We start from the raw sequence: 23,886 nt of genomic DNA, 5'->3' as shown, positions 1-23,886 counted from the left end.
AAGCACGTAGTGTTCATGGATTTCTAGGAGGGATTTACGCGTCCTTGTGTGCATATCAACTGATCCATAAAAATAAGCCAACAATTCAAATTATGAAGTCATCGGCTTAAGCAGGATTCGGGTTATTTATAATCTTAGAATCTAATAAAAACCCAAGCAAACTAACTCGGGTTTTGTTAAATTTATTCATACTCACTATAATTTTGTATTTTCCAAATACAAACACCTAATTTTGTAGTGCCAAAAACTTCTCAATCGCCTGCTGTGCGATCTCCGCATCCTGGAACGACTTCACTCCAGAAACACCCATCGCACCAACCAACTGACCCTGATACAGAATCGGCTCACCACCTTCTAACATCCCAGAAAAAGTATCCATCGTCAGAAAGCCCATTTGACCGCCTTTGATAATATCTTCAAACAGTTTGGATGGGCGGCGACTAATGGCAGAACAACGTGCTTTTTCCAGACACAGGTTTGCTGTCATCGGTGAAGCACCATCCATACGCTTCATTGCCAGCAAATTGCCAGTTTCATCAACTACAGCAATACTAACATTAAAGCCATTTTCTAGCGCATATTCATAGGCTGATTTAACAAAAACTCAGCGTCGCTTAAGGTCAGATAATGTTTGGTTTTCATTCAACTATCCAATTTCTAATTTATCAATTTCAAATCTTTGCGGTCTAATTAAAAGAATAAAATAAGCCCGAAGGAATTCGGGCTTATGTTCCCTCTCCTTTTAGGAGAGGGTTAGGGAGAGGTTGTATTACCCTTTCATTTCAGCAAAAGTTTCTTTAGCCGCTTGAATCGTAAATTCAATATCTTCATCACTATGCGCAGCTGAAATAAATCCTGCTTCAAATGCAGATGGAGCCAGGTTCACACCACGACTTAACATGCCATGGAAGAATTTCTTGAAAGCTTCTACGTCACATTTCAGCATTGAATCAAAGCTGGTGATGTCTTCTTGATCAGTGAAGTACAGGCCAAACATGCCGCCCACTTGCTGGGTCTTGAATGGAATACCGGCTTCATCCGCAGCTGCTTGTAAACCTGCAAGAAGTTTTTCAAGTTGAGCAGTCAGTTTTTCATAAAAACCTGGCTCACGCAGATGTTTAAACATCTCGATCCCGGCACGCATTGCTAGCGGGTTACCGGACAAAGTACCTGCCTGATACACGTTACCTAGTGGCGCGATGCATTCCATCACTTCACGCTTACCGCCAAAAGCACCGACTGGCAACCCCGCACCAATAATTTTACCCAAAGTCGTTAAATCAGGAGTCACGCCATAATGTGCCTGAGCACCACCAAGACCCACACGAAAGCCTGTCATCACTTCATCAATAATGAAGACTGAACCATGTTCGTCACAGACATCACGTATCGCTTGCAGGAAACCATCAATCGGTTTCACCAGATTCATGTTCCCTGCCACTGGCTCTACGATCACACCCGCGATTTCTGAACCGAACTTGGCAAAGCATTCTTTTAAAGTCGCAATGTCGTTATAAGGAAGGGTTAATGTATGTTTGGCAAAATCAGCAGGTACGCCCGCAGAAGTCGCTTCCCCTTCGCCTTTAGTTAACAGGCCAGAACCCGCTTTTACCAGCAGCGAGTCAGAGTGCCCATGATAACAACCTTCAAATTTTACGATTTTGTCACGTCCGGTATAACCACGCGCCAAGCGGATCGCAGTCATGGTCGCTTCAGTACCAGAATTCGTCATACGTACCAATTCAATGGATGGCATGATGTCGCAAATGATATCTGCCAAAGTGGTTTCATGCACGGTTGGTGCACCAAAGCTTAAACCATCAACAGCTGCATCTTGCACCGCTTTAATGATTGATGGATGCGCATGACCCAGAATCATTGGGCCCCATGAACCCACATAGTCCACATAGCGCTTGCCATCGACATCGTACAGATAAGCACCTTGTGCTTTCTCGATAAAGATAGGCGTACCACCCACGCCATTGAAAGCACGTACAGGTGAGTTAACACCACCCGGAATATGTTTATTGGCTTGTTTAAATAGTTGTTCTTGCTTTGGAGATAAACTCATGAGAATCACTCAACTCAAAAATACAATAAGAAATAAAAATTAAGCTTGTTCAGCAAATAGTTCCGACCAGTCATACACTCGTTGACCGACAGTAGACATCGAGCGGCCTAAAACATCACTAATGACCGCACAAAGATCAGCGCCGGCTTCAATGACTTCTTTACCGTTTTCAACTGTCAAACCACCAATGGCACAGATTGGTACATTCAATTTTTCTTTAGCCAGTTTCAAGGTTTCTAAACCAATATTGCCCGCTTCTGGCTTGGTGTCAGTCGCAAAGATCGCACCAAATGCCACATAGTTTGCACCATCCGCAATGGCTTGTTCTGCAAGCTCAAGTGAGTTGTTGCAACTGCGACCAATCAAAACATTTTTAGGCAAACGTTCAACAGCTTTCTGGATTGAACCATCATCCTGACCCAAATGCACGCCTACGCCATATTTTACTGCAGTTTCCAAATCGTCATTAATCACAAATGGAACTTTGTACTGTTCACACATTTGTTTCATATATTCGATTTCGTAAGCCTGATCTTCTTTCGCTACTTTTTTACGACGATACTGAAGTACCGCAACTTCATAAGTCGCCATTGCACCTTCAAGTTTTGCTAGGAGAAGTTCAATAGGATCATCATTGGTAATTAAATATAAACCGCGCATGACTGCCGCCATTCAAAATACATACGCTATTATAGGCATAAATGGGCGAGTTTCCCCATCCTAAACACTGAATAATACCCGATTCAGGGATTAGATTATTATTTGTACTTTTTATACAGGTGATTGATCAATATCCCTATTTTCAGTGATAGGCGACTGCGAGAATTTACGTTTTAATGGTTTTATAACAATAATGATAAAGTGTTAATGCTTACGCCCTCCGACAAACGCTTTTAGGATTTTGCAGATAACTTAGTGGAGAAGTTGCAAAATTCTGAAAGCGATTTTTTTATGTCCGGATTTTACGATTCCTGTGTATAAAATTGCTTGAATACCATTAATCACAAAACTTAAAGAAAACTTCAAAATACCCAATTTCAGGGATAGGTCTACATGCATTAAAGGATTTAAATAAGTTCGAACACAACACATAAATAGAAAAGCAAAAGCTGTGTTTTATCTACCAGATCCTTTCTAGCTTTGGGTAAACCGTTTATGGGGAGACGTGTCAAAGCTAGAAAGGATCGACCCATCTAAGCAGAACTGACCATCTTATCTCTCAAACTTGGTTCATTCATCTCGTGAATATTTTCTAAATCATTCAGATAAATTAAAAATACGTCAATGCAGATCTTTCTATTTTTTTAAATATAAAAAAAGCCCGGAGAAGGTCGCTCCAGGCTTGGAAAACTGATTTATTCAGTGAATTATACTCTTTGATAAAATACTGAATAAGCAATAAAACAATTAATAGAATAATAACTCTACACTTGCAAGTGTTTTTATCGTTTTTATTGCAATACTTAAGCATAAATCCGATAAAACGTCATAAGCCCTAACTTGGAATTTTGTCGTGCTTACGATCGACCAGGCTCAGGTTACCACGTAATACATCGGCAAACATACGCCAGTCTGAAATAAAACTGTATAGCGGCTGTTTAAAGCTGGCCGGTTTATTCTTTTCAAAAATGAAATGACCAATCCAGGCACAGGCATAACCTGAGAGTAGTCCATAGGCCAGATATTTAGCTTTACGCTGATGAAGGGCTTTGCTAAAAAAATATAAACCGATACTGCTGCCTGCGACATGCAAACGGCGGCTCATAATATGGCGATGCTCGGTTAGATAAAACCGGTAAAACTCATGATAGTCATGAATCGGCATTTGTGGAGAAGTCAGTTCTGCAATCTCATTGCTCGGCTGCACTTGTGCATTCATTATCATCATCCTGATCTTTTTTCTTCACCTTAGCGCATAATTTAGGCAATTAAAAGTACCTTTATTTTCATGTAATTCTGTACCTGAATTTGGCTTAGATATTGAATTGTCATGCTTTCAGTAGAAACCGGCGAATGAGATCAGCATTTTAATTTTTCCATTTCCATTTTTTTCAATCGGTCAAGTCTTACATCAGATTGGTTTTTCGTTACAATCAGCCGCTCAAAAGTCTAAAAAATATTTCCGTTTCATATCGGAATTTCATGCAAGCGAATAAAAATTCAATTTATTTTTTAATATTTTTCAATAAATTGAATAGACAGGATGATTATCATGGTTGAAGTTGAACTCAAGTTCCAGATTCCCGCGGCACGCCGTACTGCCCTGCTTAAGGCACTTGATCCCAAGAAATCTCAACAGATCCTGCTTCAAGCCAAATACTATGATACTGCAGACCGTCAACTGGCCCAGCATGGAATTGCCCTACGCCAACGATTAGAAGGCAGTCGTTGGGTTCAGACGTTAAAAGCGGCAGGCAAAAGCCACATTGAACGTTTCGAGCATAATCATGATCTGGGTGAATTAGAATATTCTCCTGAGCTGGACCTGAGTATTTACAAGCAGTCTGCTGAAGCGCAAACCTTGCTTAATCGTGCTTTAGGTGATCAGTTTGACCAGCTGCAATTGCAGTTTGAAACCGATATTGCCCGTACCTTGCGCGTGATTGAATATGAAAACACATCAATCGAAGTCAGCCTGGATATCGGCTGTATTCGCACGCCTCATGCTGAACAGGAAGTGCATGAAGTTGAATTCGAGTTAAAGCATGGCTCAATTCAGGATTTGCTGGCCTTTAGTTTTGAATGGGTCAAAAAATATCAGCTGTGGCTGGATGTACGCAGTAAGGCAGAAATTGGGAATTTGTTAGCGACTCATCAGAATGTAAGTCCCGCTACTTTTGCCAAAGAATTCCAGATCAGCAAAAAAGACAGTGCGGGTAAAAACCTGTGTCATCTAGTGGCCCAGCAAATGCAGCACCTGTTACCCAATATTGCGGCAATCTCCGCGCAAGTGGCAGAGCAGGAACATATTGATCAGGCACAACAGGCCTTGGATCATCTCTATCTGACCCTACTTTTGTTTAAAGATTGGCATCCCCAAGTTTCAGACAAATGGGCGCATCAACTTGCCGCATTTAAACATCAGTTTGAACATCTGCAACATTTACAGCACATGCAAAACACTCTGGCTGGCTTCCTGCAAAATCCTATGACCGCAGAGAACCTGACTAAAGATATTCTCTATGCCAAAGAGAAGCTGGGCAATCTGGTGAAATCCACCCAAAATGTGCATCACTATCTGGAATTGCTGATCTTCAGCTTAAGTACAAATGAAGCTAAGCCGCTGGAATTGAAATCTGCAGCGCAAACTACCTTGCAGCAACAATACAAAGTCTTGCAGGAACAGATGAACCAGACTGATATTACCAATTTTGAGAGTCTGGATCAGCTAGCAATTCGCATTCAGGAATTAAAATTCAGCTTCCCAATTTTGACCACGATTTATGATGTCAAAAACCTACAAAAATACAGCAAGGCTTTAAATGATGCACAGCAGGCAGCAAATGAATATCAGACATTGGCCTCCTCTGCCCTGTATATCCAGCAGACTGAGCTGGAAGCCAGTGACTGGTTTGTGTTGGGTTGGCTGACTGCCAAGCAGGAAGTCTATGCACAGCGCTTACTGGAAGCGACAGAACAGTTTCTGGTCAGCCGCAAATTTCTTAAATAAGTATTTAACTGACTTTCAAAGCACGCTACGGCGTGCTTTTTTGTTGCACAAGCACATCACAATACTTTTGTTGTTTGGTCTATATTGATTGTTATGAGCCTCATCGAGAAGGAATGGCCCGATGGCAGAAATCGAACTCAAATTCCAGATTCCGCAAAGTATACGTCACCAATTCGAACAAGATTTTCAGCAGTACGGGCCGACTCGACATCATTTATGTGCCAAATACTTTGATACTTCCGATCAGCAGTTACAGCAGCACAAAATTGCACTCCGGCAGCGTCTGGAAGATCAGCAATGGTTTCAGACCTTAAAAGCACCGAGCCAGCATCAGTTTGAACGCTTTGAGCTGGAAGAAAGACTGGATGCCGCACCGGACAACTGTGATTTAAAAGCTTATGCCAAGCATAAACAGGCTCGGAAGATTCTAAAACAGGCACTTCACACCCTAGATACGTCTCTGACTCTACAATTTGAAACTGATGTAGAGCGGGATCTCTGGATTGAAAATTACCGAGGAAGTCAGATTGAAATTGCACTGGATAGAGGTGAGATTCGTTCTAATGGCCAGACCTTGGATATTTATGAAGTTGAATTTGAGCTCAAAAGTGGCAAACTTGATGACTTAATTGATTTTGTTAAACCCTGGATTCAACGTTATCAGTTATGGCTGGATGTACGCAGCAAATCTGAACGTGGTTATGCTCTGCTGAATAATAAAACTGATCTTCCGGTCCAGCATCAGACAACCTTAGAGCTCGCAGCTAAAGACGATATTCATCATATCTTGCAAAAAATTATCACCAACTGTCTGACGCACCTGTTTCCCAATGCGACGGCGATTGCGCTAGAAAATTACAATAGTGACCATGTGCACCAGGCCCGCGTCGCTATCCGGCGTTTACGCAGTGCCTTAAAAATCTTCCAGCCCTATCATCAGGATTTGCCAGAGGAATGGCAGGATCAGTTACGCAATATCTTCCAGCAATTAGGCTCTACTCGGGATCGCGATGCTTTAGCTGAAAGTCTGCTTCTTCAGCTAGAAGCTGCGGGTTCACCAGTATTGCAGTTGCCTCCAGCCCAACAGGATCAGGCAGATATTAGCCAATTATTCAGAAAGCCAGCTACGATGGAGCTGATACTGGAGCTACTACAATTTAGTCAGGATCAGAGTGCAAACCAGCAAAAGTCCTCGCATAAAATCCTGTGTAAAGGACTCAGCAAACTGCATCAGAAAGTCTGTGCAGATGCAGAGAATTATCAGGAACTGGATATTGAATCACGCCACCGAACCCGCAAGCGGGTTAAACGCTTGCGTTATAATGTGGAATTTCTGCAAAGCCTGTTTCCGGAAAAGGAAATCAAAAGATATCTGAAAGCGTTAAAGCCCTTACAGGAGACTTTAGGTCATTATAATGACCTGTTTGTCGCAGAAAGCCTGTATAGGCCTTATGCCAAAAAACATTCCAAGGCATGGTTTGTCATCGGCTGGCTCACCGCAGAACAGCAGCATCTGTCGGAACAGGCTGCCGAGCAGTTACAAAAATTTTCTCACACCCAGCCATTCTGGTAAGAGATAAATAGACAAAATTGCTCTAGCGATATTTTCCATATACTTTCCAGGTATTGTTATCAGCTAATGGATCGCTATAACTATCGCTGCGCTGCTTACGCGGCTTATCACGGGCATCAACCAGTTCAAAATGTGGTTCGACACTCAGGACAATGCCATTCACATAGAACCGAGTCCGGGTGTATTCACTTTGACCATGCTGGAACACATAAGTACGCAGATCTACAAATTCACGATGTGCCACAAGTGCCGCTGTCTCATCACTGTCTAGCCAGCGTTGCATGGCCTGAATCTGTTCCGGTTTAAATTGCCCACATTTTTCAATCAGACTGGCAATGCCTCGAAAAGTCTTGGATTCTTTGGCGCGGGTTTTATTAATCCGGATGCGGTCCACATGAAAATAGAATAAAGGCAGATTCAAATGGCTTGGCAAATGAATCGCATCCAGAACTTCATCTTCCATAAAAGGCTGAAACAGGTCTTGTGCCCTTTCAATCAGACCCAGCCATTGCTTGTAATATTCTTCGACCTGCGACTTGGTGCCATAATAAATTGGCAATCCTTCCACATTGGCCAGATTTGCTGGTGGCCAGATATTCTGGCGTAATAAGGCAATATCACTTTTCAGACTCTGTACAGCAATTGCATCTTGCATGAGATTTACATTTTTATTGCTTAGGCTATTTTTAGATTAAGGCAAAGGTTTAGTTTCTGCAAGGCTTTGCCTATAATTAGTGATTAAGATTTTATTATCAGGAAAAATTCATGGTTCAAAAGATTGAAGCAACCGATGTAACCGAAGAAGAAGCGTTAAATGCTGCATTCTTTGAACGTGCTGATGAATTTATTAAACAGGCCAACGAATTTAGCCGTGTAGAAAAAGGCTCTCAGGAAAACCCGGCAGAAAAACGTGGTCAAGTCAGCGCTGCAATGCTGTTTGGTACTGCCCGCTTTAATACCTGGGTCGCTGCCAACAATTTCAAAGATGGCAACGAGATGCGCGACGCTAAAGATCAGGTCATGTCTTATATCTTGCAGCAATTTCAGATGATGCTGGAAGATAACTACGATGAATACTGTGAGCAGTTTGAGAACTATTTACGTTTCCGTCGTAATGAAGAGTTTCATGCCAACAAGCATCCACACGACCACGATCATTAATGAAAGCCCTACGGGGCTTTTTTTAAATCTTTGATTTTTAATTTGACTTTAATACTGGATTCATCCTATAAAAAATGAATAAAAATTAAACGATGACCAAAAATATCATGCAACAACTGCCCTTTCCGATTATAGATCCGCATATTCATCAATGGGACCCTTATACCACACCGCATGCCGCAGCCTCAGCCGTAAAATTATTTGGCAAACATCCCAAACTGCTGAACAAAATGGTGCGACTGATCAAGCCCAAAGCGGTGATCGATACCATTGGTCTGACCGAACATCTGACCGCGCCTTACCTACCTGAAAATTATAAACGTGACATCGGTCATTATCAGGTGGAACAGATTGTTCATATAGAAGCAAGCTGGCATGAGCATAAAGGTACTGGCGTGGTTAATGAAACCAGGTTTATTGCCGGGCTGCCTTTTGCTGAACAGAATATTCAGCTAGGCGGCATTGTGGCTACAGCTGATCTTCGTCAAAAAAACTTTAAACAGCTGCTGCAATTACATCAGGAAGTTTCGCCTAAATTACGTGGTATTCGTAAAATGGCATCGTTCCATGCCGATAAAGGCATTCATGCCTGGACCGATGAACCGCATTTATACTGCAATAAGAAATTTCTGAAAGGATTTGAGGAATTAGCCAAAGCCAATTTAAGTTTTGATGCCTGGGTTTATTCTACCCAAATTTCTGATGTGGCCCATCTGGCCAAAACATTTCCTGAAACGCCGATTGTGCTGGATCACTTGGGCACACCTGCCGGCATCTTTGGGAAAGTCGGTAAAGCAACAGGACAAACAGCACAGCAGCGAGACTATATTTTTCAGACTTGGAAAGAAGACTTGGCTGAACTGGCAAAATGTCCGAATGTGTATAGCAAAATCTCCGGTCTGTTTATGCCTGTACTCGGTCACCGTTTTCATTTAGATCGAAAACTGGCAAAAAAAGATGAACTGATTCAGCTCGCGGCTCCATTGATCCAGCATGCCCTACAATGTTTCGCTAAAGATCGCATCATGTTTGCTTCGAATTTCCCGATGGATCGTGTCAGCACAGATCTGGTCACCATCATTGATGCCTTTAGCGATATTGTGCAGAACTATGACGAACATGCTGTAAAGCCGGTTTTTTATGAAAATGCGAAACGCTTTTATCGTTTATAGAACTCTTATTAATTAAAACTGAATCAACAAATAGATTAAAATTTTAATTTTTAAAATTTTTCATGCTCATAAATACGCGGAAACGTCATCCGTAACTGGTTGAGGTAGGACTACATCATAAGAGGATTGTTTCTACAATAAATTTATTTCGTGAAGGTGGTGGACGAGTTTTGCGGATGACAAATGGTTTTGGCTACTTTTGCCGAAGCAAAAGTAGCCATATAGACATCTAAACATTTATTTAAAATGAAAAGAGACCGTCATAGACTTATAAAAAATTACAGAGTTTATTTCACTTCTTTCCCATACTGATCCGCCATGACTTCGACCAATTGATCCGGTTTAACATATTTTTTGATAACGGCATCGACATCTGCCTTGGTCAGCTTGGCAATCGCCTGATCACGTTTCTCCCGATAGATCAGATTACGATCTTTTTCCAGTTGTGGAATCAGTATGCTGTGAATACGGCGATCATCTTCTAGTGCAGTGACGCGCTGTTTCAAAATCGTGGCTTTCGCCGCTTCAACTTCCTGCTCAGTTACCCCTTTGGCCAGAAGCTCATTCAATACCTTATGCACAGCTTGTGACACCTGTGCTGATCGGCCAGGCGTATAATTTGCCTGAATGCCTAATGCGCCTGAATCAATCCATTCATCATACTGAGCATTGGCACTGAAGCCATAAACCAGCGCATTTTTCTCACGCAGTTCCTGTGCTAAACGTGAAGACAACTGAGAATCACCCAGAATATGTCGGAAGACCAGCATGGCTGGTAAATCTACATGTTCTGCACCGACAGGGAATGTCATGACAGCCCGATAATGACCGAACTCACGCTGTTCAGACAACGCATGGATTTTCTGTGCCGGATAAACTGTATATTGACCACTTAAGCGCTCATAAGGCTGCTTCGCTTTCCAGCTCGCAAAGTTATTTTTGAGGGCTTTGCTCACGGACTTCGGATTAAATTCCCCTGTCACTGCGATCTGGGCATGATGCGTATTAAAGAACTGCTGATACAGCGCTACGACCTGTTCACGAGTAGCAGCCTGAATCTGTTTTTTCGCCAGTTCAGGTTCAAAATGATAACGAAGGTCACCCGGCTGATAAATCTCGGTCGCGCGGGACATGGTCAGGCCTGCCACCATATTGGGCTCAGTATAAGGACGGTCTAACGCAGATAGGCTTTGTCCTTTAATCAGGTCAAACTGACTCTGCTCAAAGGCCGGTTTATTGAGCACATCCAGTACATACTGGAAAAACTCTTCAAACTTCTCTTTTTTGGCACTGATCTGAATGCTCATGCCATTTTCAGAGGAACTGGCCGTGGCTGAACCACCAGACTCAATAATTTTATCGGCAATCTGTTGCAAGCTCTGGGTTTCAGAAGAACGCAGTAGTAAGTAAGCAGTCAGATCCAGAATCTCGCCTTTATTGAACAAACTTTGTGCCGTGCCAAAATTAAGTGCAATAGTGGCATAAACTTTGTCATCCTGAGTCTGGGTCGGGAATAAAGCGTATTTAATACCATTCTTCAGTTTGCCCCGTTGAATCTGCTTGTCCTTAGCCTGTAAATATTGCTTGGACTGCGCCACATACTGCTTTACTTCTGCCTGATAGACACTGACATCTTTCAGCGGTTCTGCTGCTTCAGCCTGCTGGTCCAGAGTTTGAGCCGGCACTTCAGTCTGGGGCAACTCCTGTGCTTTTTTCTGATCTTCTGGTGTCGGCAAGATATTGCCAGAAATACGATATTCTGGCTTAAAGAATGCCTTATACACCTGATTGATCTGATTGACATCCAGCTTTTCTATGGCTTGCAGATCTTTGAAATACTGGCTCCAGTCACCTGAATAAGCCACTACATATTCACTTAAACGCGAACCTAAAGCGGTTGCGCTATTTTTAACATTGTCCGCCTGGTTTCGGGTTAGACTTTTAGCCCGGTTTAATTCGGTTTCATTAAATGGCTGGCTCTGCTCTACCCCCTGAATTAAGCCCTGCTCAACTTGTTTGACTTGATGATTTGGCGCATAGATGGCACCCATAAACACCAGATTAAAATCTTTATCGAGCCAGGTCATGGACTGCACTGTAGTGGTCTTACCAGTCTCGACCAGACTTTGATACAGGTGTCCGCTAGGTTGCAAGGTATATAAGATTGGAGACATGGCCAGCGTGGTTTTAATACTTTCTTCTGACTGGTTCAGATAAATATTAAATTTGGCCAGATCACTACCTTTTTGTACGGTAAATTCACGTTGTTTGATCTGTTCAGGTTTTAGCGCAGGCACTTTTACCGCTTCAGGCACTTTGCGGGACTGAATCGGACTGAAATGGGTATCAATCTGCTTCAGCACTTCTGCCTTATTAAATTTGCCTGAAATAATCATCAAAGCATTATTCGGTGCATACCAATGACGATAAAACTGGTTCAGCTCCTGCATCTTGATCGATTGCAGTTCGTTCAAGTCACCAATCGGTAATCGCCCCAGATACTGATTGCCATAAGCTGATTTAAATACCTGATCCATCAGTACGGAAAATGGCTGATCCAGACGGATTTCACGCTCACGTTTCACGATATCAATTTCAGTCGGCACATACTTTTCTTGCAGGACCAGCTTGTCCATGCGTTCTGCTTCAAGGAAAATCACTTCATTGACCGCAGTCTGCTCAGGACGAATCACATTGGTATATTTGGTTGAGTAATAGTCAGTACTAGCATTGGTCATTAAGGTATATTGATCCAGACGGCGCTGAAACTCATCTCCCTTCACATTTTCCGTGCCTTTAAACGCCAGATGTTCAAGCAGATGCGCCAGGCCCCCTTTGCCCTGAGGATCATTCAGTGAACCGGTCAGATAAACCGTATTCATAAACACTTTATTTTCTTTATCATTGGGCGCAAGAATAATTCTTAAGCCATTTTCCAGTCGATATTCTTCGATATTCTGTTCTGTTTTCACCAATACTGGCTGTGCAAAACTGGCCGCAGTCCAGCCAGATAATAAAATCGCCATGCTTAAACGTTTAAAGCGTATTTGCATTGTTCATCCAAATTTTTAAGTGTGAATTTTTATTTACAGTCACTCTGATCTTAGAGAAAAGTCTCTATTATGAATAGTCTATTTTATGAGATGCCAAATAAAATACCGCGCAATTTCACGGTATTTTATTGAGTATGTTAATTAAATATAAAGTTCGGCCAGCATAAACAGTTTGGCATAACCTGAAATCTCAATGCGGTCTTGCTCTTTTAATGCACAATACAATACACCGCCACGCTGAGAAGCCTGATAAGCCACCAGTTCAGTTTTATTTAATTTCTCCGCCCAGATCGGTGCAATCCCGGTATGAATTGAACCCGTTACCGGATCTTCATTAATCCCGTTACTCGGTGCAAAATAACGTGATATGCAATCATATTGCGTATCACCAGCGGTAATCGCGACATCCAGTAATGGACCCGCTGCTGTAATCGCGGTTCTTTTTCCATTCAGCTGCTTCAGCAATTCAATATTTGGCTGCTCTTCTAATACATCCTGCACTGATTCATATTCAATAATATAACCTTGTGTATTCAGATAAACATTTTTAAAAGGCTTCGTCAGCGCCTGTCTTAAGGCTTCTGGATAATCTGTGATGAGTTCAGGCTGACGGATCGGGAAATTCATCCGGATTTTGCCATCTTCATCCTGGCATACTGTAAAAATGCCCAGATCTTTGACATGAAAATAAATGGTTTTTGCAGAGCTAAAATCCTTGAATAATACAAAGCTGCTGGCCAATGTGGCATGTCCACAGAAATCCACTTCCTTGGTCGGCGTAAACCAGCGAATTTCATAATTTTCTGCATCCAGCACTTTGACAAAAGCGGTCTCAGACAGATTATTTTCCAGGGCAATATTCTGCATCAGGTGATCATCCAGCCAAGCATCCTGCACGATGACTGCAGCAGGATTTCCCTTAAATAGAGACGTCGTAAAAGCATCCACCTGGTACATTTTCATTTTCTTTACTTCTGTATGTAGGTGTTTAGTTTAAAAGCTTTTTTCCAGAAGAGGAATTTTATATGCTGTGGATCAGATGATTTATTTTTCTCCCTTTTCACTCATTAAGGTTCTTTATGAACAATTCACATATTCAAACTGTACCTTTAGAAAAAGCCTATCGCCTGATTACACATGGCCCCACTGTGTTAGTGTCTGCCAATGATGGGCAAGACACTGATGTCATGGCCGCTGCCTGGGCATGTGCACTCGAATTCAGTCCAGCAAAAGTCACCGTAGTACTGGATAAAAGCACCAAGACCCGAAAAATAATAGAAAATTCTGGCTACTTTGCCCTGCAGATTCCCACCCTCAAACAGCTGGAAATGGTCTATAGTCTGGGAACATTGAGTCTGTACAATGCCCCAGACAAACTGGAGCAGTCCGGTGTGCAGTTATTCAAATTCGCAGATCAAGAGATCCCAGTTGTAGAAGGTTGTGCCGCCTGGATTTTATGTGAGCTGATTCCCGAGCCACATAACCAGCAAGCCCATGACCTGTTTATTGGTAAGGTCATTGCCGCTTATGCCGATGATCGGGTGTTCCGTAATGGGCACTGGTACTATCATGAAGTCAGCGAAGAATGGAAAAGTATTCATCATGTCGCCGGTGGCCACTTCTATACCATTGGCGAAGCTGTCACAGTCAAAGATGCAGAATAAATGACTGATCTTTTTAAACAAATCATATAAAAAATTCTTGTAAACAGGCAGCTTTGACCACAGTCAGACTGCCTGAATTTATGCTACTTTATCCATAATATCTGTTTGGTCTGATGTCTTATGATGCCGTTTAAAATCCACTGTATTGATGTCAAAAACTCATTACAAAATTATATCTGGTTACTTGAACATACACCGACGCATCAGGTCGTGGTCATTGATCCCACTGAAGCTGCGTTAGTTCAGAATTACTGCGCCGAACATGGGCTTGAGCTGAGTCAGATCTGGCTCACCCACTGGCATAAAGACCATATCGGGGGCGTTCCGGATTTAATTCAAAAGCAATCATTACCGGTATATGGCCCAAAAGCTGAGCTGGAAAAAATTCCGTTTATTAACCATCCACTTGAACATGACGACCAGTTCAGTTTTCATGGTGTTGAGGTACAGATTATTGCCGTACCGGGACATACCCTAGGCCATATCGTGTATTTCCTGGATGCTATTGATGTGCTGTTTTGTGGCGATACCCTGTTTGCCATGGGCTGTGGGCGGGTATTTGAAGGCACTTATCAGCAGATGTACCACTCTCTGACTCGTCTGGCTGCCTTACCGCCACGTACCCAGGTTTATTGCACGCATGAATATACACTGTCGAATGCACAGTTTGCCAAACATGTTGAACCGGATAATCCAGCAATTCTGGAGCGTTTCGAACAGGTTGAGCGTATGCGCATGCTAGGACAATGCACCTTACCCAGTACGATTGCAGCAGAACTGGAAACCAATCCTTTTTTACGCGCAGACAGTGTCGAAGAGTTTCAACGTTTACGCGTGATAAAAGACTCGTTTTAAACTTATAGCTGCTTAGAGTAGCTAATGCTTCTGAGCATAGTCATCCAGTTCTTGCTGGGTGACCACTCGTACCGCATTCATTTCATCAATCCTGACCAGCAATAATCCACCCAAAGCAGGTTGATAACGGCGCGCACTGCCAAATGGTGTATACGCCACCTTGGACTGTACCGAAAAATCCAGCCAGTCTTCATGACCCAGCATCACAGCTACAGGCTCCTGCCCTTGCTGCTGCATAAGTTCAATTTGCTGTTTGACGTACTGTTCAATATTTAATTCAGTCATCATCAATCTTATTTAAATTATATCCATGACAGTATAAAGCGTTGAGCTTAAAACCATGACCTGAATACTCTGAGACTTTGATGGATTGTATATTTTTAAGCCTTACTCAAACTCTAAAACTTTAAACCACGCTAATTCCTAATTTAAAATGAATAAAAAATAAACAATTACTGATTTAAATATTTGAATATTAATAACTATTAAAAAAATTATTTAGGCTTAAAATTAAAATATTTAGTTACAACATCTTGAAAATAATAAAAAACATAGACTTAGATTAAAAACCCTATATTTCGTCTATATTATCTTGTTCATTAAATCCGCAAATTCAATTAAATTAATTTAAATAAGGGTATTTGCCCTTTAAAACGAAAATTCTCACCCTTATCTATGATTTAACTGATGAAGGAGTTATCTCGTGAAAAAAGTGGTTAAAGCAAAAAACGTTCTCGCATTTAGACTTTGGTTAGAAAAATTGGGGTATTCGGTTCGCACCCTGGCAGACAATCGTGGTTTTAGTTTCAGTTTTAAAAAAGAATATGGTCTGGTGACCTGCGATCTTTCAGGTAATGCATTGGCCATGCAGCTGGGTGAGGAGTTTGAAGATCATCTGAAAGCTTAAATTTAATTAATCAATGCACTCATGATTTACCCTTTTATTTGAGTAAAATTCTCTTATTCCTATAATCAGCCCATTTCGATGGGCTTTTTTTCGTTTATAAAATTTCAGGCAAAAAAAAACAAGGCATCAACCTTGTCTCTTTTGATGGTGGGGACGGAGAGACTCGAACTCTCACACCTCGCGGCGCTGGAACCTAAATCCAGTGCGTCTACCAATTTCGCCACGTCCCCATCAGGGTACCAACTTAGTGTTGGACTTTTTCAAACTTTGGCAGAGGATCAAGGATTCGAACCTTGACGAACGGTTTTGGAGACCGTCATGCTACCATTACACCAATCCTCTACTCGGCCATTTTACTCAATCTCTTGAGTAAATTGGTGGGGACGGAGAGACTCGAACTCTCACACCTCGCGGCGCTGGAACCTAAATCCAGTGCGTCTACCAATTTCGCCACGTCCCCGATGGCTGTGTATATTATAGAGATAGCAGGTCATTGACAAGTGATTTTACAAGCAATCACTGCCTATTCCGCTATAAATTAAACAGTTAATACAATTTTTTTATTTTTTATAAGATTTAACAAGAAAACTCAGCCTTATGAGGTTTCTTTGCTACTGCTTTGAACTTAATCTCTAAGCTTGTCTAGCTCAGTCTCAGCAGATCAGACCTCTAGAACCTCACTTATCTTGATCGAGCATGTTGTTTAAACAATAAATGAATCCAATACAAAAAATAAAAAGCCAAGCCAATAAAAATGTCGCACTAAATTTCAGGCAAAAAAAAACAAGGCATTAACCTTGTTTCTTCATATATGGTGGGGATAGAGAGACTCGAACTCTCACGCCCAGAAGGCGCTGCGACCTGAACACAGTGCGTCTACCAATTCCGCCATATCCCCGTGGCTGTGTATATTATAGCGATCGCATCTGCTTGACAAGCGATTCTATGATCAACTCGGTGTTTTTATATCAAAAATTAATCAGTTAATTCTTTGATGATTAAATACTGGCTTATTTTTAATAAAACCGCTTAATTTCATTTCTCCAATTTAAAAAATCAAGTTATTTGAAAGAGTGCTGAATATTAATTTTAATAGTGTTTAGATCAGCCAATTGATTGGATATTTTAAAGGACTTCCCTCTTCTCACCTTCACTGATACTTAGTTTGAGTATTTAAAATCTACCCATCGAAAGTAAGCGAATAATAAGAATGGAATTAAAAGATGGCTCAACCTTAAATTCCAGGCAAAAAAAAACAAGGCATCAACCTTGTCTCTTTTGATGGTGGGGACGGAGAGACTCGAACTCTCACACCTCGCGGCGCTGGAACCTAAATCCAGTGCGTCTACCAATTTCGCCACGTCCCCATCAGGGTACCAACTTAGTGTTGGACTTTTTTTCAAACTTTGGCAGAGGATCAAGGATTCGAACCTTGACGAACGGTTTTGGAGACCGTCATGCTACCATTACACCAATCCTCTACTCGGCCATTTTACTCAATCTCTTGAGTAAATTGGTGGGGACGGAGAGACTCGAACTCTCACACCTCGCGGCGCTGGAACCTAAATCCAGTGCGTCTACCAATTTCGCCACGTCCCCGATGGCTGTGTATACTATAGGGATCAATTTCACCTGACAAGCTCTTTTTAAGAAAAAACCACTCGTTTGATTAAATAAAAAACAATATACAATTTATTGTATTTTTCTCATGCAATTTCAGTAAGTAAGGCCTGTTTTACGGCCTTGAAATCAGACAATCTATCTCGTGAATGCTTTCGAAGCATGTTTTGTATCGGGCTTTGCAAAGCTTGGAATTGTGTAGGTAGCTCAGGTTTAAAACGCTGACAGTGCAATAAGGCCCAATCCTGATAATCTGTCGCTTCTAGGCGCTGCCCTGTAAGCCATTCATAAAAAATGATACCCAGCGCATAAACTTCACTCTGTAGCGACTTGGCTTGCCCTTGAAATAGTTCAGGTGCCATATAACGTGGTGTAGCGTTCATTGCTTGGTTTAAAGAATTGATTGGCTGAACTTGCTCAAAATCGATCAAACAGACCCATTTCTGATAAATAACAAAATGCTCTCGTTTGAGATCAGCATACAGATACCCGAGTTCTTGTAAGCTTATCAACGGTTCTAATGCTCGTAGCATATGCTGACGAATTTCTTGAATCGAGAACAGCTTAGGACATATATCAAAATGTGCTGGCGCATTAGGTAAGATCAAAGCCTGATTGAAAAATTCATTCCTAATCTGAAATGGCTTTCGAATAATTTGATGCGGAAGCATGAAAGTCCGCCCTTCTTGCTCACCATAAGCTTCATAAAAGTCCAGCTCATGACTTAAGCCAGTTTGGGCATACCGAGAAATAGCCGTTGAATCAAGATTCTGGGTTTTTAACCAAAGTGCTGACGCGGTCTCCGGATTAACTTCTAGATAATAAAGACGGCGACCAAAACCCAGACTTCGGGCTTTGGTCTTAAGCTGGAAATCAAGCTGATGCAGTTTGGCAGGGTTAAGTAACAATATATTCTTGCTTGGTATCTGGTGCATGCTGGTAATTTAGCAGTTCCAGACAATGCTGAATAGTTTTACCTACCCGCTCCTGAGTTTCGATCAGGGAGATTTTTGGCCAGGTCGCCCGCTCACCTTCACGTTGCAGCACCTTGAACAAATGCGGACGAGGATTTTGCAGCATATAGCTGTAATGACGCAGGCTATATTTACCGACGATATTCACATCACCATAATAACGTTGATCCACTACGCCATAACCATGATCCAGCAAACGGCGGATTGGCGGCAAACTGCCCGCATGCTCACGGGCAAAATCCATAATCCCTTTGGTAAATACCACACTCTGACGGCGTACAATGCGTTTCGGCCAGCTTAAAGTTCCTTTACGGAAGCGTGAAATATCATCCTGCATAAAAGGCACAATGTGCGGATTGGCCTGACTGGCAATGGTGTAATTGATATTGTACAGCCGCGCCATTTTCTCCTGCGGGAAATCACTACGGACACTGCCATCTACCCAGCGTGTTGCGCCCATATAAGGCGTATATTGCCCATCATGACGTTTACTGGTGAGACGTACCGGCGGGAACAGAATCGGCACGGCACAAGATGCCAGCACCGCACTCCAGACCAGTACATCTGGAGAGGTATAGGCATTCATGATCCGGGCATCCTGCGCGGCATCATAAGGCGCAACCGCAATATTGATATGCAGACCCGAAGTTTTTAATGCTTCTTCAAAGGTCATATCGCCCAAGTTTTCGATCAGGAATTTTTTCAGGTATTTGACATCCGCCAGACCACCATTACCCTTCATTAATTCACTCATGGTACGGAAATGAAAAGCTTCATGGAAAAAGTTATGGCCTTTTAAAATATCTACATACTGCGCAGGTTTGGAAACGCCCAACATTGCGGTCATAATTGCACCAGCACTGGAACCCGACATCACTCGAGGTAACAAATCCTGTTCCATTAGCGCCTTACATACACCGGTATGAAATAAACCGAGTGTGGCACCGCCCGAGAACATTAAGGCTGGCTGACCATAAGCACGTTGGCAGTGCTCAAAATATTCAATTTTCTCTTCAAGAGTCAGACAGGTACATTGTGCAGAAGCAATATAAGCCAGGCCCAGACTGACTTCTTCTACATAATCCTCAATAATTTTTTTAGTACCGACATAAGTGACGGTAAACAATAAAGGATGGGCGATATTGGCAATATCGTAACTCAGTCCTTCACGCAGGATATACATCAGATCACGAGTACGTTTCTGCTGACGGTAACGTCTTAATTTCCCCAGTCGATGCGCAATCACCTCGGCATCAAAATACGGTGAACTATTATCCAGCTTCCATTCTTGTGCCCCAGATTCTTCATCGATCTTTAAGGCAATATATTTCCATTCTTCGTAAGTTTCAGCCTGTTGCAATTGCTGCTTCAGCTTTTTGATACGATAGGCCTGATGTGGATTGATATCCTGAGTAAAATCTTTAAACAGCATCTGCCCTCTTCCCTATATTGTAATTTTCAGACATCCTGCAGCCATGAACAAAAAACAGGCATCTATTTTCTTTGTACTACAATAACGAAAATTCACCACTTTAAGCAAATTATCACACTTTCCAGACTTTGACTGTGAATTTTACAGTGATAGTATTCTAGCCATAATTGTAAAAGTACTGCTCAAATCATGGCGAAAATTGATTTACCTGACAATATCTTAAATGCTCTTTCCACTGTTCTTCTCCAGCTCCAGCAAAGTCTGCCTGAATTAAAACAAAGTCCTGATTTTTCTGCTTATGCCTATAAATGGCAGGCTGGAGAACTCAAACCCATTCACCAGCTCAAACAGATTGAACTGGCAGATTTAAAAGGTATTGAGCGACAAAAAGAAAAAGTCATTCAGAATACTTTGCAGTTTCTAAAAGGATTACCCGCCAATGATGTCTTACTGACTGGCTCTCGCGGTACAGGCAAATCTTCGATTGTGCGTGCCTTGTTGACTGAATATGCAGATCAGGGCTTACGTCTGATCGAAATTGAACGCGATGATTTGTCAGATCTTCCACAAATTCAGCAACTGATCGCCGGTCGTCCGGAAAAGTTTATTGTCTATTGTGATGACTTGGCCTTCAATGCGGAAGATGAAAACTATCGCAGTCTGAAAAGTGTGCTAGATGGTTCATTACAGTCCGGTTCAAGTAATTTTGTGATCTATGCGACCAGTAACCGTCGTCATCTATTGCCGGAATTTATGCATGAAAATACCCCGGTAACCAAAGTGGATGTACCCCAATATACCGAGTTGCATCCACAAGAAGCCATTGAAGAAAAAATTTCCCTGTCGGATCGTTTTGGTTTATGGCTGTCGTTTTACCCAATGGATCAAAACCTGTATCTGGAAATTGTCGAGCATTATCTGAAAAAGGCAGATATGCAAATGACAGCTGAAGCCCGTGCTGAAGCATTACGCTGGTGCCAGGCACGAGGACAACGCTCAGGTCGTGCAGCCTATCAGTTCTCTAAACACTGGATTGGTTCGCAGCAGTTGAATTCTCTGTAAATTCTTCCCCAAATAAAAAAGCTCCTTGATGGAGCTTTTTTTATAAGGTTAGTTCTTATTTTTTATTGTCAATAATCGTTGACCACAGCAGGTCATCCAGCTCACTGCCATTGAAATAGACAGTCGCTTTTAAGGATTCAGGCTGATTCTGTTTGACCTCAATCACCTGATCATAACTGTCAGTAATTTCAAGCACACCCTCTTTCGGCAGATGCTTATAATTATTTAACACCGTTTCGTCCATCTTGAATGGTGTAGTCGTATTAAAATCAAAACTATAACGATAATCCGCCAGATTGGGTTGACCAATAATGCTGCCGCTGCTGGTTAAGGTACGGATACCATTACTGCCACTACCATAGTCATCTACAAGGCTATAGTTATAATTACGTACCAGTAAGTATTCCTTGCTCAGCTCATCATACTCAGCGCCAGATTTACCCGCATTCTTGTCTTCCGCTACACGCTGAAATTCCAGACGGTCAATTTTATAGCTTTCCAATGCACCTAGATTGTTTTTGCTTTTGGTATGAACAATCGTACCTGAAATCAGATAGTCATCTTTTAGATTAAAATTAACATTGGAACCATAACGTACATTGCTAAAGGTCAAGGTCGTAGTATCACCATTGACTGTCTGGGTAATGGTTGAATCTTTGCGATAGGTTTTATCCAGAACAATACAGTTATTTTTATCTGTTTTTAATTTAAAGGTTTTCACCGCACCATTGGTATTCACCTCCGAACAGATCAGATTTGGATACTTGATGCTATTCACACCCAGATTATAAATCTTGATAATACGGCCCGTGCGTCCATAAGGATAATCTGCAAACACCTCACCAATCATATGACCTAACGCAACGTTATAGTCCGTATCATTGCTGGTGCTATTGTTAATTTTATCGCGGATTTTCTCGATGATATCGCGATCCTCAAAAGGAATAAATTCTTCTGAAAGTTCAGGAGAAATACTCTCCTCTGGAACATTTGGTGGTGTAGTCACTGTAGGATTGTCTGAGCTACCTCCACCACCACCACATGCGGTAAGCAAGCTTGAAACCAAAACCAGCCCAAAGAATGACATCTGCTTTTTCATAAAATTTTATTCCCTAGAATTTCTTTGCATTTTTATTCAATGAGAATGAAAGATGGGCGTATTAAAATCACACAATACAAACCCAATAACTGTCGATGATATTTTTTCTGGACAGTATTTCTTACACTCTGATCGTGCTTTATCTTTTAAATGGTTGGGCTTAAAGAAGAATTTAGGTTGCTTCTAGACAATTAAACTTTGAATAAAACCTAAAAAAATAAGAATAAAAGGAAATTAATTACTTCTATTTATTGTGGGAAAAACTTGGCAGCTCATGGCTGAATATTCTCAGACACCTCCTTAAAAATATTAAAAATCAAAAACATTTAAACAGACTTTTTCCAGCGCTTGTACTCAAACATATTTTTGTCTGCTTGCCACTGAGCCTCAACTAAGCCAGTCGTTGGATGACGCATCGCCATACCAAATGCAGCTTCAATTTTTGCTTCTGCAAAGGCTTCAATTAAGCGATCGAGCAAACGCTCAGCTCCCGCTTTATCATTTTCTATGCTCAGGATTACGAATTCATCACCACCAATACGCGCCACAATATCATTGCTACGTACATTTTCCTGAAGGATTTGTGCAGTATGTTGAATTAATTGATCGCCTTCCTTGTGTCCCAGACTATCATTCACTTTTTTCAGGTCATTCAAGTCTATAAATAAGATCGCAGCAGGATGACCGTACTGTTTGCAACGTTCTTCTTCTGCCTGTAGCAGTTTCTCCCAGGCACGACGGTTATATAACCCAGTCAATTCATCTTTACTGGCTTTTTGCTGTAGCAGTTCTTGCTGACGGATTTGCTCGTTCTGACGCAACTCAGCTTGTAAGATTGAGCTCAAAAGCTTGCTAAATAACTCGACCATCGCCAGATCCTGAATGATGGCATCTGACTTGGCTTCAGGATCAACTGCACATAATGTTCCAAATAGACTGCCATCTTCTTTAAAGAGTGGTTGACCAATATAAGATTTGATGCAGAAATGCTGGTTAATGGGCGCAGTCGCATATAAAGGAATTTCTTCAGAGCGAGGCGCGATTCTTGGTCCTTTGCCTGTGACCATATGACAGCAGAAAGAATTGGCCCATTCAAATACCTGACCTGGCTGAACAGCATAGCCATGATCTTCGCTTTGCAGCACAATCCAGTCATTGTCTTCTACCCGGGTGATCATCCATAAATTAAAGCCAAAATGCTGATGCAGATATTTTAAAACTGCCTGTCCCGCATCCTGAAAACCTTTAAAACTGATATTATCCATCCGAAATAGTCTCTGCATCATTCCGCATATAATAGAGTGGGATTTCTATATTATTAAACTATTTTACGGTATCAATAAGAAAATACTTACTGTGGTAGAGTTAAAATAATTAATTTATTAATATTATTTGTTGAATATTTCTACTCCACAAAAGCAATCTAATAAAAAAAGAGGCTTAAGGCCACTGCTGTCCCATAGTTTGCTTTAAATAAAAAAACCTGAGTCCTAACAGTTAAAATATGAGTGCAAACAAACACTTTAACGACCAGGATTCAGGTTTTGTCACATCAGAATACCGTATTTCATGA

At 41.6% G+C, this 23,886-nt stretch carries 19 protein-coding genes, 7 tRNA genes and 2 pseudogenes; 9 read left to right on the top strand and 19 right to left on the bottom strand.

Annotated features, from left to right (window positions below; translation table 11 throughout):
- Positions 1 to 110: pseudogene (locus FTV12_RS14300) on the top strand (IS982 family transposase); the annotation flags it as partial.
- A 116-nt stretch (positions 111 to 226) separates the two neighbouring features.
- Here FTV12_RS14300 and FTV12_RS14295 read toward each other — a convergent pair.
- The 4 genes and pseudogenes from FTV12_RS14295 to FTV12_RS14280 form a co-directional block, all read right to left on the bottom strand.
- A pseudogene (locus tag FTV12_RS14295) lies at positions 227 to 642 on the bottom strand (heme-binding protein).
- A 127-nt stretch (positions 643 to 769) separates the two neighbouring features.
- Positions 770 to 2,071: a glutamate-1-semialdehyde 2,1-aminomutase gene (gene hemL, locus FTV12_RS14290; RefSeq protein ID WP_034706389.1), complete on the bottom strand. Its 1,302-nt coding sequence runs from the start codon at positions 2,069 to 2,071 to the stop codon at positions 770 to 772.
- 39 nt (positions 2,072 to 2,110) lie between these two features.
- Positions 2,111 to 2,731: a thiamine phosphate synthase gene (gene thiE / locus FTV12_RS14285; RefSeq protein ID WP_159123773.1), complete on the bottom strand. Its 621-nt coding sequence runs from the start codon at positions 2,729 to 2,731 to the stop codon at positions 2,111 to 2,113.
- Between the two features lie 835 nt (positions 2,732 to 3,566).
- Positions 3,567 to 3,950 carry a DUF962 domain-containing protein gene (locus FTV12_RS14280; protein ID WP_159123774.1) on the bottom strand — a complete coding sequence of 128 codons (384 nt, stop codon included), beginning with the start codon at positions 3,948 to 3,950 and terminating at the stop codon, positions 3,567 to 3,569.
- A gap of 333 nt (positions 3,951 to 4,283) precedes the next feature.
- Between FTV12_RS14280 and FTV12_RS14275 the strand changes: the two genes are divergently transcribed.
- Both FTV12_RS14275 and FTV12_RS14270 read left to right on the top strand, forming a co-directional pair.
- On the top strand, positions 4,284 to 5,741 hold the full coding sequence (locus FTV12_RS14275; protein ID WP_179993333.1) for an inorganic triphosphatase: 1,458 nt from the start codon (positions 4,284 to 4,286) through the stop codon (positions 5,739 to 5,741).
- A gap of 121 nt (positions 5,742 to 5,862) precedes the next feature.
- Positions 5,863 to 7,314: a CYTH and CHAD domain-containing protein gene (locus FTV12_RS14270; RefSeq protein WP_180034240.1), complete on the top strand. Its 1,452-nt coding sequence runs from the start codon at positions 5,863 to 5,865 to the stop codon at positions 7,312 to 7,314.
- Positions 7,315 to 7,336: 22 nt separating this feature from the next.
- Here the strand turns inward: FTV12_RS14270 and FTV12_RS14265 are convergent, their stop codons facing one another.
- Entirely contained in the window at positions 7,337 to 7,969 is a 633-nt protein-coding gene (locus FTV12_RS14265) for a hypothetical protein (RefSeq protein ID WP_180034239.1), read from the bottom strand.
- Between the two features lie 110 nt (positions 7,970 to 8,079).
- Between FTV12_RS14265 and FTV12_RS14260 the strand changes: the two genes are divergently transcribed.
- Positions 8,080 to 8,475, top strand: a complete 396-nt coding sequence (locus tag FTV12_RS14260; protein WP_180034238.1) for a DUF3144 domain-containing protein — start codon at positions 8,080 to 8,082, stop codon at positions 8,473 to 8,475.
- A 107-nt stretch (positions 8,476 to 8,582) separates the two neighbouring features.
- Positions 8,583 to 9,647 (top strand): amidohydrolase, encoded by a 1,065-nt coding sequence (locus FTV12_RS14255; RefSeq protein ID WP_166138633.1) that lies wholly within the window; start codon positions 8,583 to 8,585, stop codon positions 9,645 to 9,647.
- Between the two features lie 287 nt (positions 9,648 to 9,934).
- Here FTV12_RS14255 and FTV12_RS14250 read toward each other — a convergent pair whose 3' ends face one another.
- Positions 9,935 to 12,700, bottom strand: coding sequence for a pitrilysin family protein (locus tag FTV12_RS14250; RefSeq protein WP_180034237.1), 2,766 nt, complete (start codon positions 12,698 to 12,700; stop codon positions 9,935 to 9,937).
- Between the two features lie 141 nt (positions 12,701 to 12,841).
- The gene (locus FTV12_RS14245) at positions 12,842 to 13,663 is read right to left on the bottom strand and encodes a PhzF family phenazine biosynthesis protein (protein WP_179993336.1); all 822 of its coding nucleotides are present in this window, start codon (positions 13,661 to 13,663) and stop codon (positions 12,842 to 12,844) included.
- A 116-nt stretch (positions 13,664 to 13,779) separates the two neighbouring features.
- Here FTV12_RS14245 and FTV12_RS14240 point away from each other — a divergent pair, with 116 nt between their 5' ends.
- Together FTV12_RS14240 and gloB are read left to right on the top strand one after the other, a co-directional pair.
- On the top strand, positions 13,780 to 14,364 hold the full coding sequence (locus tag FTV12_RS14240; RefSeq protein ID WP_159123780.1) for a flavin reductase family protein: 585 nt from the start codon (positions 13,780 to 13,782) through the stop codon (positions 14,362 to 14,364).
- A 120-nt stretch (positions 14,365 to 14,484) separates the two neighbouring features.
- Positions 14,485 to 15,219 carry a hydroxyacylglutathione hydrolase gene (gloB, locus tag FTV12_RS14235; RefSeq protein ID WP_159123781.1) on the top strand — a complete coding sequence of 245 codons (735 nt, stop codon included), beginning with the start codon at positions 14,485 to 14,487 and terminating at the stop codon, positions 15,217 to 15,219.
- Between the two features lie 21 nt (positions 15,220 to 15,240).
- On the opposite strand, the gene FTV12_RS14230 is transcribed toward gloB, so the two are convergent.
- Positions 15,241 to 15,504 (bottom strand): hypothetical protein, encoded by a 264-nt coding sequence (locus tag FTV12_RS14230; protein ID WP_179993337.1) that lies wholly within the window; start codon positions 15,502 to 15,504, stop codon positions 15,241 to 15,243.
- Between the two features lie 418 nt (positions 15,505 to 15,922).
- Here FTV12_RS14230 and FTV12_RS14225 point away from each other — a divergent pair, with 418 nt between their 5' ends.
- Entirely contained in the window at positions 15,923 to 16,126 is a 204-nt protein-coding gene (locus FTV12_RS14225) for a hypothetical protein (protein ID WP_004786362.1), read from the top strand.
- A 145-nt stretch (positions 16,127 to 16,271) separates the two neighbouring features.
- Here the strand turns inward: FTV12_RS14225 and FTV12_RS14220 are convergent.
- The 9 genes from FTV12_RS14220 to FTV12_RS14180 form a co-directional block, all read right to left on the bottom strand.
- Positions 16,272 to 16,356 (bottom strand) — tRNA-Leu (locus FTV12_RS14220).
- Positions 16,357 to 16,394: 38 nt separating this feature from the next.
- Positions 16,395 to 16,468: transfer RNA gene (locus FTV12_RS14215), tRNA-Trp, on the bottom strand.
- 33 nt (positions 16,469 to 16,501) lie between these two features.
- Positions 16,502 to 16,586 (bottom strand) — tRNA-Leu (locus FTV12_RS14210).
- A gap of 352 nt (positions 16,587 to 16,938) precedes the next feature.
- Positions 16,939 to 17,024: transfer RNA gene (locus tag FTV12_RS14205), tRNA-Leu, on the bottom strand.
- A gap of 384 nt (positions 17,025 to 17,408) precedes the next feature.
- Positions 17,409 to 17,493: transfer RNA gene (locus FTV12_RS14200), tRNA-Leu, on the bottom strand.
- Between the two features lie 40 nt (positions 17,494 to 17,533).
- Positions 17,534 to 17,607: transfer RNA gene (locus tag FTV12_RS14195), tRNA-Trp, on the bottom strand.
- A gap of 33 nt (positions 17,608 to 17,640) precedes the next feature.
- Positions 17,641 to 17,725, bottom strand: a tRNA-Leu gene (locus tag FTV12_RS14190).
- Positions 17,726 to 17,832: 107 nt separating this feature from the next.
- The gene (locus FTV12_RS14185) at positions 17,833 to 18,681 is read right to left on the bottom strand and encodes a serine/threonine protein kinase (protein WP_179993338.1); all 849 of its coding nucleotides are present in this window, start codon (positions 18,679 to 18,681) and stop codon (positions 17,833 to 17,835) included.
- Positions 18,644 to 20,152 (bottom strand): DUF3336 domain-containing protein, encoded by a 1,509-nt coding sequence (locus FTV12_RS14180; protein ID WP_179993339.1) that lies wholly within the window; start codon positions 20,150 to 20,152, stop codon positions 18,644 to 18,646. Before FTV12_RS14180 ends, FTV12_RS14185 begins: the two co-directional genes overlap by 38 nt.
- Before the next feature lie 189 nt (positions 20,153 to 20,341).
- On the opposite strand from FTV12_RS14180, the gene FTV12_RS14175 reads away from it, so the two are divergent.
- The gene (locus tag FTV12_RS14175; protein ID WP_166138612.1) at positions 20,342 to 21,214 is read left to right on the top strand and encodes an ATP-binding protein; all 873 of its coding nucleotides are present in this window, start codon (positions 20,342 to 20,344) and stop codon (positions 21,212 to 21,214) included.
- Between the two features lie 55 nt (positions 21,215 to 21,269).
- Here the strand turns inward: FTV12_RS14175 and FTV12_RS14170 are convergent, their stop codons facing one another.
- Positions 21,270 to 22,313, bottom strand: coding sequence for a hypothetical protein (locus tag FTV12_RS14170; RefSeq protein ID WP_179993340.1), 1,044 nt, complete (start codon positions 22,311 to 22,313; stop codon positions 21,270 to 21,272).
- Positions 22,314 to 22,639: 326 nt separating this feature from the next.
- The gene (locus tag FTV12_RS14165; protein WP_180034236.1) at positions 22,640 to 23,578 is read right to left on the bottom strand and encodes a sensor domain-containing diguanylate cyclase; all 939 of its coding nucleotides are present in this window, start codon (positions 23,576 to 23,578) and stop codon (positions 22,640 to 22,642) included.
- Between the last annotated feature and the right edge of the window lie 308 nt (positions 23,579 to 23,886).

The sequence above is a fragment of the Acinetobacter sp. YH12233 genome (assembly GCF_013417725.1).
Lineage (GTDB): Bacteria > Pseudomonadota > Gammaproteobacteria > Pseudomonadales > Moraxellaceae > Acinetobacter.
Note: the sequence above shows the minus strand (reverse complement) of the source record. Positions and strands in the feature narration are given on the sequence as shown.

Coding starts and splice junctions, on each gene's coding strand:
- FTV12_RS14275 (WP_179993333.1), top strand. CDS start 4,284: ATGGTTGAAGTTGAACTCAAGTTCCAGATTCCCGCGGCACGCCGTACT.
- FTV12_RS14250 (WP_180034237.1), bottom strand. CDS start 12,700: ATGCAAATACGCTTTAAACGTTTAAGCATGGCGATTTTATTATCTGGC.
- FTV12_RS14240 (WP_159123780.1), top strand. CDS start 13,780: ATGAACAATTCACATATTCAAACTGTACCTTTAGAAAAAGCCTATCGC.
- hemL (WP_034706389.1), bottom strand. CDS start 2,071: ATGAGTTTATCTCCAAAGCAAGAACAACTATTTAAACAAGCCAATAAA.
- FTV12_RS14280 (WP_159123774.1), bottom strand. CDS start 3,950: ATGAATGCACAAGTGCAGCCGAGCAATGAGATTGCAGAACTGACTTCT.
- FTV12_RS14175 (WP_166138612.1), top strand. CDS start 20,342: ATGGCGAAAATTGATTTACCTGACAATATCTTAAATGCTCTTTCCACT.
- FTV12_RS14270 (WP_180034240.1), top strand. CDS start 5,863: ATGGCAGAAATCGAACTCAAATTCCAGATTCCGCAAAGTATACGTCAC.
- FTV12_RS14245 (WP_179993336.1), bottom strand. CDS start 13,663: ATGAAAATGTACCAGGTGGATGCTTTTACGACGTCTCTATTTAAGGGA.
- FTV12_RS14165 (WP_180034236.1), bottom strand. CDS start 23,578: ATGGATAATATCAGTTTTAAAGGTTTTCAGGATGCGGGACAGGCAGTT.
- FTV12_RS14265 (WP_180034239.1), bottom strand. CDS start 7,969: ATGCAAGATGCAATTGCTGTACAGAGTCTGAAAAGTGATATTGCCTTA.
- FTV12_RS14255 (WP_166138633.1), top strand. CDS start 8,583: ATGCAACAACTGCCCTTTCCGATTATAGATCCGCATATTCATCAATGG.
- thiE (WP_159123773.1), bottom strand. CDS start 2,731: ATGCGCGGTTTATATTTAATTACCAATGATGATCCTATTGAACTTCTC.
- FTV12_RS14230 (WP_179993337.1), bottom strand. CDS start 15,504: ATGACTGAATTAAATATTGAACAGTACGTCAAACAGCAAATTGAACTT.
- FTV12_RS14185 (WP_179993338.1), bottom strand. CDS start 18,681: ATGCACCAGATACCAAGCAAGAATATATTGTTACTTAACCCTGCCAAA.
- gloB (WP_159123781.1), top strand. CDS start 14,485: ATGATGCCGTTTAAAATCCACTGTATTGATGTCAAAAACTCATTACAA.
- FTV12_RS14170 (WP_179993340.1), bottom strand. CDS start 22,313: ATGAAAAAGCAGATGTCATTCTTTGGGCTGGTTTTGGTTTCAAGCTTG.
- FTV12_RS14260 (WP_180034238.1), top strand. CDS start 8,080: ATGGTTCAAAAGATTGAAGCAACCGATGTAACCGAAGAAGAAGCGTTA.
- FTV12_RS14180 (WP_179993339.1), bottom strand. CDS start 20,152: ATGCTGTTTAAAGATTTTACTCAGGATATCAATCCACATCAGGCCTAT.